The sequence below is a fragment of the Bulleidia sp. HCP3S3_C9 genome, assembly GCF_052064035.1.
Taxonomy (GTDB): Bacteria; Bacillota_I; Bacilli_A; order Erysipelotrichales; family Erysipelotrichaceae; genus Bulleidia.
In genome coordinates this window covers 1-7,404 of the sequence record NZ_JBQHWJ010000071.1, presented here as the reverse complement: position 1 = coordinate 7,404, position 7,404 = coordinate 1, and the positions used below count along the sequence as shown (strand labels likewise).

Here is a 7,404-nt window from a genome sequence, read left to right as displayed (position 1 = left end):
TTGTTTCAGCTAACCGGTCAAGATCAGCAGATTCAATTTTACGACTGGTACTTTTTAATTTCATTCTTCCTTTCCACTTCCTCATTTACATGTTACAGGAAGCTCTTCTTAGAAGCATTTCATTTTCAATCTTGACTGCTATCGATACATCATTGAGTATCGTTCCGTTATAATCCCAGATAATTGTTTTCATGTGTACTATTTTATTAAAGTTTTAGAATTAAAGCTAGACTAACTAAACTAACAAGTGATATAGATTAATTAATTCATATATGGAGGTACCATATGTATAATTTAGAAGAGCTGAAAAATGGAATGCAATGTACGATTACATGGCTGCTTGGAGATGTTGGTACATTTCTGAAAAAGCAATATCATTTTGCATTGGATGATACCATTGAAGTCATTCAGAATGATGGAGATTCTCTTATTATTCATCATAATAATCATGTATATGCATTAGATGCATCCAGTGCTCACGCAATCAAAGTAACAATCTAAAAAATCAACCACGAGGGTTGATTTTTTACTTCCATGACTTATATACGTTAACAGATAGGCTGTCACCATTATTCGTATAAGAATGAATACCACCAGAAATACTGTCAGGATTGTTAGATTCATTATCATAATAATTAATATACACTGCACATCCATTTGTACTTAGACTCGCCTGAATTTCATCGCCACTTTTTCCATTATATAAAGCTTGAACTGGATTTTTACATTGTGGTTTTGGTTGTTCAACTTCTGTTGTTGGTGGAACAACTGGTTGTGTTTCTGATGGTTTTGAAACCACTTCACCACTACCACTTGTAGTTGGTGTCTGTGTTGTTACAGTAGATCCTTGTGATGATTTTTTTGTTTCATCTGTTGCACTTGCACTTGTATCGCCAGAAGGTTTTGTTGACTGTGTCTGCTGCACTTCAGCTTCTGTTTTCTGCTTTCCTTTAGAAAGTGTGACAGTTACTGTATCACCTTGATGAATAATTGTATTTGCATCAACTGATGTTGTGATAACTTTACCTGAGTCAATACTATCACTATAGGCTTCATCATAAATGATTGTAATCTTGTTTTCTTCAGCCCAACCATTGATTTCATCTTTACTCATGCTTGACATATCAATCATTGACACTTCAGCACCTTCTAATGGAGCACAGATTGTTACTGTGACTGTATCAGATCTTTTCACTGTTGTTGAAGCTGCAGGATCCATAGAGATAAATGTGTTTTCTTCAATTTCAGTATTCTTTTCATATTTATAAACTACATTAGAAAATTTCTTATCTTTGAACCACTGTTTGATTTCATCTTCTTTTTTACCAGTAAAATCTGGCAATTCAAATGTAACGGATGGATCTGCACCATTGGATAATGTAATCTTTAAATCATTATCATTATTCAAAGATTCACCAGCTTTTAAAGATTGCTTCAATACAACATTCTTATCTTTTTCTTCATTGTATTCATATTTATAAATGATTTGTGAAGTATCAATATCGTTATCTTTTCTCCATTTTTCAACGTCTGATTTTTTCTGATTCACAAAGTTTACCACTTTTACACTAGAACCATTCATTGCCAATAAGCCAATGGTTGTCGCTGTGGAAATCACACCCATGAATATTCCACACAAAATAATTTTTACACTCTTTTTTAACTTTCTTTTTTTCATTGATAATCTCCTTTTACTGGATCGTTAAGATATATCTGCTTCTTACATTTGTTTTAGATAAAGTGTACGTTCTACCTTCATAAGAAGCTGTAATATCTTTTTGTGACTGTAGAGAATACATTTCAAAGATATCTTCTACCTGATTTGTTTTTACATGGATATATATTCTATATGTACCTGATTGTAGTTTTGAGAGATCTGCGTCTAAATCAAAACAACAATCTGTATACGAATGCTTACGATCCATAAAATCTGTAATATCCATTTGTTCATTTGATTTTGTTGTATCAAACTTCGTAACATTTCCATTTTCATCTTCTAGTAATACTTCATATGCAGGATTTGTATTCATTGTAAAATCTGATAGATAAATTCCAGAGAATGCGCTCATCTTGAAATGTCCATCATTCAATGAAAGATCTGTTGTTCCAAACATAGAAGTCACATTACTTGGCTTATTGACTGTACTCATATCAATGTTTTGTTTTTCTGCACTGATAGAATATCTATAGTTTGCGATTGGATCAGCAAATACCTTAACCAATGTACCATCTTCCTTTTTATAGGAATGGTTATCTTTTGAAGAACTCATGAAGAAGGAATAATATCCAACTTGATTCCCATTTGTTACTCGAATTCCTAAGTTATAGTTACAGTTTTCAAAGTCATTCAGATCAAGTGTTACTTTGAAGTTGATTGCCTGATATGTATGTCCATCTCCAAACAGATCCTCATTGTTGTTAGAAGTTGTGCAAGGAATAATAATTGATTTCTTGCTTACAGGATCACTTAATAGTAAATCGTGTTTTACTTTCCCTGCGATTGCATCGATTCCCTGGAACAATGCTAAACCGTCTAATGTTACTGTATGATTTGTTTCATCATAGTTCACTGAATTAATACCAGCCAATAAACTTCTATTTTCCTGTGGCGTATCAATCACTTCACAGTTTTCTAATTTAGAAGGAACATCTTGCTTTGGGGTTTCTGGTGTTGTTGGTGTTTCTGGTGTCACTGGTTTTTCTGGTTCTACAGGTTTTTCTTCCTGCTTTGGATAATAGCTTACCCAGTTATCTTTAGAAGCAAACCATTGACCCTTGCCAATCTGATACCATGTGTAGCCATCTGCCTGTTTAGAGTCATATACGTTGTATGCACCATTTTCCTGTGCATAGCCAACCATCGCATATCCAAGGCCTGGACCCTGACGAACTCTTAATCCACGCACATTCACAACTGCAGAACCAATGATTTCTGTTGGTTCACTTTCAACATCCAATCCAGCAATCAGATCTACGTGGCTCTTTTCAATCCACCCAACATTTGTATCCCAGTCATACTTAATAAAATCACTCTTTGCGGTATTCAGCTGTTTTCCATTTTCTAAGTAATCTGTAGATTGAACTTTATACCAGCCATCTTTTTCTGCTAAAACAGTGACTGTAAAGTTTCTTTGATATGTAGCACCATATTCCGTTGTATACATGACATTTCCATTGATACTGTCATAGATTGCATCACCATAATTCTTGATCACACCAATTGGATAGCTGTTGTATTCTGTCAAGTTACCATCATAATCGTTATAGATCTTGTCAAACTGATATGCCAATGAAGCAATCTTCAATCCATAATATGCATCAGAAGCATACTTCACAGAAATACCACTTTCCTTGTTTCCAAAGTGAGAGCCAAAGAAACGTCCATCACTTGTATTGATATATTCTCTCAAACTTTTTCCCGCATGAATATTGATACCTTCCGCAACGCTTGCAAAAGAAGCTGCGTTATTTGGGTTACTGTCAAATGCACCCCATCCAAATAAATTGTTTTTATTCATTGCTAATGCACTAGTTCCCCATCCAGATTCATGTACTGCCTGTGTAAATAATAAGAGTGCATTGATGCCATAATTCTCTTGTGCTTCAACAAACATTTCACCTGTATTCCAAAGCTTTGAAGAACCATTAACTTGATTTGCCTGCAAGAATGTATTATATGCAGAGGCTGGAATATTACTTTTTTGTCTTAATGGCATGAACTGGTAGTAATTATAATAAGTACCAACATAGTTTCTACATTCCATATCACTGTAGAAATCATAATCATTCTTGGAATAGTATGTTGTACCAACATTCATCCATGATGCTGCTGGGCCAATGATTAGATCAGCTGCATATCCTGGTACCTTTCCATCTACTGCCCATCCTTTATACGCTGTAAAATGTAATTCCTTATAGCTACCATTTTTTTCAACTGTATAAGTATTTGTTCTAACTTTTGTCAAGAAAGGAACAGGATCTTCACCATTGATGCTGTTTCCACCTAAATAAATAGATAGATTATTTTTTACAAATTTAAATGGAACCAGATCAACATTCTTTAATGAAATTACAGAATCAAATCCACTGACTGTTCCATGAATTGTTCCATTTCCATTTCCATCATAGGAATCTGTTGATGTGTAGAAGATTTCTCTATGTTTTTCAATATACGTTGTTTTTGCATACTTACTGTCAGTACCATATTGTTTTACATCTAATGTGATACCACCTTCTCTTTGTGGATATGAATATGCAATCCCAGAATTCATTGCGATGATCTTGCTTGGTGAGTACGACGCTACATGTCTTACAACTGCATCATCACCTAATTGTTTCATTGCATTGTTTGCTTCTGCAAATGATGCAAAGCATCCCTTCTGATCAAAGTTTCCAGAATCATTCACTGTATCTACTTCATATGCATTACATCCCATTGGATAATATTCACTATAGGATTCTTTTGCCTGTACTTCATAGCCATTGCATAGAGTCAATAACATTGTAACGATTGGCAATAGCAATACCTTTTTCTTTCTATTCTTCATACCTGGACTCCTTTCTTTTCATATGTAATATCTAAAAAGACAATATAAAACCAATATAAAGATAAATTCTCACTAATATTATAAAGAAAAACCTATACATAATGTATAAGTTTAAATGTAGTGTATAGAATTTCATTTTGATTTTTTTAAGTTTTCCAGATAAAATTTCACAAAAATTTCACAATAAACATAAAAAGAAACCTTGAGCATTTGGTTCGGGGTTATCGTTGTCGTAGCCTTCCAGAAGATTGATCGCGCCCTAGATACCGAGACCTGCACCGAGTGCTACTACCAGAGTCTGCAGTACACCGACTGCACTGTTAAAAAATGCTATAAGTTTGTCCTCCTTTGCCCGGATCCGAAGTATAGTTGATGGATAACCAGCCCATCTGTAATGAAAATGTAGATATAAGAAAACCCTCCTCAAAGCTGAATGTGCACCTGCAGTCGGAGAAGGGCAGAAAAATAGCCAGAACTGATAATCAATCAGTCCTGGCTATGTAAATGTATTCAGTTTGATAAATTGGAATATGACTAACTGTTTTGTAAATTTACATTTTTGTACACTGTAAATAGTCTTTAATCAAATAAATACGGTATCTTAATAGTTCTCTTTTCTTACCTCAAAGTAAGCCTGAGGATGATTACATACAGGGCATATTTCAGGAGCTTCTGCACTAACTACAACATGTCCGCAATTGCGACATTCCCACATTGTAATGCCACTTTTCTTAAACACTTCCATAGTTTCAACATTCTTAAGAAGTGCACGATATCTTTCTTCATGAAGTTTTTCAATCGCAGCAACACCTCTGAACTGAGCGGCTAATTCCGGGAAACCTTCTTCTTCCGCTTCATTAGCCATTCTAGCATACATATCTGTCCATTCTGCATTTTCGCCTTCTGCAGCGTGAAGAAGATTTTCTGCGGTATCTCCAAGTTCACCAAGCGCCTTAAACCAGAGTTTTGCATGCTCCTTCTCATTGTCAGCTGTCTGCAGGAATAATGCTGCAATTTGCTCATATCCGGCCTTCTTAGCTACGGAAGCAAAATAAGTGTATTTATTTCTAGCCTGAGATTCCCCTGCGAACGCTTCCCAAAGATTCTTCTCTGTCTTTGTTCCAGCATACTTACTCTTTGCAGGTGACTCTTCCACCTTCTTGAAAACAGATGCAGGCTGCTTACATAATGGACACTGCTCCGGTGCTGCCTCTCCTTCATGCACATAACCACAAATACTACATACCCATTTACTCATTTTTATATCTCCTTTTCGATTTAATATTTCACTCTTATCTTCATAAGAAGTGTGTAACATCTTTTCTGCCAATTCACTTAACGGTTTTCCATAAAACTCCTCATAAAGATGAATAATCTCTGGATTCTCATGACTCCGTCTGAGTGTCATCGCCTCATCCCTTGTATAGAGACTTGCAATTCTCGCTTTACGTACCTCGTCCTTATCCTTCATGATATCCTTTGGTTGGCCGCCTCCACCGATACATCCGCCCGGGCAAGTCATAACTTCCACAAAATGATATTGTTTTTCTCCCTGCTTGATGCCCTCAATTACTTTCCCGGCATTGGCTGTACCATATACTACAGCGATATTCAAATCTAAATCGCCAACTTTTAAAGTAGCTTCTTTGACGCCTTCATATCCCCTTACAGGTGTAAGGTTGAATAACTGTTCCGGTGATTTTTCTTTTGTAATAAATTCGTAAGCAGTTCTGAGAGCAGCTTCCATTACACCTCCGGTATTGCCGAAAATAATACCAGCTCCAGATGCTTCTCCCATAAAATTGTCATATTCACCATCTTCAAGACTGGCAAAATCAATTCCTTCCTCTTTTGCCCACTTTGCAAGCTCTCTGGTCGTGATCACGTAATCCATGTCACGCATCCCCTCTACACCAAGATAATGAGCAGAAGCGTTCATCTCATCTCTGCGAATTTCAAATTTCTTTGCAGTACATGGAGTAAGTGCCACATTTACAATTGATTTTGGATCTATACCCTTCTTCTTAGCAAAATAGGTCTTAATTGTAGGTCCCTGCATTCCGATAGGGCTTTTCGCTGATGAAAGATTCGGAATCATTTCCGGATAATATGTTTCCACATACTTAACCCATGCAGGACAACAACTGGTAAACTGAGGTAAGGGAGCGTTTTTTTTGGTCACTCTCTCAATAAGTTCACTAGCTTCCTCAACAATGGTAAGGTCAGCTGCAAAACAGGTATCAAGTACATAATTTACGCCTAATTTTCTAAGCAACGAAACCATTTTCCCTTGTACAAAGCTGCCATCAGGCATACCGAATTCTTCCCCCAGCGCAGCTCGTACGGATGGTGACGTACTTACAATGACAATCTTTTCCGAATTCTGAATCTCTCTCTTTACATCCAAATATTCATACTTTTCTACAATACTGTCTACTGGACAGACATTTGCACACTGTCCACAATTTATACACACAGCCTCTCCACAAGTCTGCTCAAATGTATATGTACCATGCACACCTATGGCATTTGTACATACGTCCTTACACATTCCGCATTTAATACATTTTTCTTCCAAACGAGTAATACTCGGATTATTTTCCTCGATTGGAACACGCACATGTAAAGGTAAATGATTCATCGTTTATCCTCCTAAAAATATAAATTGGCAACACTATAAACCCGTTTGTAAGCATACAAATATTACATTTTCATTATATCGCAACATCTGTATTTAGGTCAAAAGTTTTCATAACTGACCACCTGATTCAAAAAAGTTCAGAAATCTCTTTAGTGTCCGCTTTTTAGTACAATAAAATCATATTGCTGGATATACACTTTAACTGCGAGGTAAAAG

At 36.0% G+C, this 7,404-nt stretch carries 5 protein-coding genes and 1 pseudogene; 1 reads left to right on the top strand and 5 read right to left on the bottom strand.

From position 1 onward, the window contains the following. The first annotated feature begins 285 nt into the window (after positions 1–285). Entirely contained in the window at positions 286–501 is a 216-nt protein-coding gene (locus ACTND6_RS10045) for a hypothetical protein (protein WP_441023978.1), read from the top strand. A gap of 25 nt (positions 502–526) precedes the next feature. Here the strand turns inward: ACTND6_RS10045 and ACTND6_RS10040 are convergent, their stop codons facing one another. The 5 genes and pseudogenes from ACTND6_RS10040 to ACTND6_RS10020 all read right to left on the bottom strand — a co-directional run. Next, entirely contained in the window at positions 527–1,678 is a 1,152-nt protein-coding gene (locus ACTND6_RS10040; protein ID WP_441023976.1) for a PASTA domain-containing protein, read from the bottom strand. Between the two features lie 13 nt (positions 1,679–1,691). Further along, entirely contained in the window at positions 1,692–4,547 is a 2,856-nt protein-coding gene (locus ACTND6_RS10035) for a glucosaminidase domain-containing protein (protein WP_441023974.1), read from the bottom strand. 259 nt (positions 4,548–4,806) lie between these two features. After that, positions 4,807–4,974: a Maff2 family mobile element protein gene (locus tag ACTND6_RS10030; RefSeq protein WP_441023972.1), complete on the bottom strand. Its 168-nt coding sequence runs from the start codon at positions 4,972–4,974 to the stop codon at positions 4,807–4,809. A gap of 174 nt (positions 4,975–5,148) precedes the next feature. Further along, positions 5,149–5,805: a rubrerythrin gene (gene rbr / locus ACTND6_RS10025; RefSeq protein ID WP_441023981.1), complete on the bottom strand. Its 657-nt coding sequence runs from the start codon at positions 5,803–5,805 to the stop codon at positions 5,149–5,151. A gap of 45 nt (positions 5,806–5,850) precedes the next feature. Next, positions 5,851–7,188, bottom strand: a pseudogene (locus ACTND6_RS10020) ([FeFe] hydrogenase, group A); the annotation flags it as partial. Between the last annotated feature and the right edge of the window lie 216 nt (positions 7,189–7,404).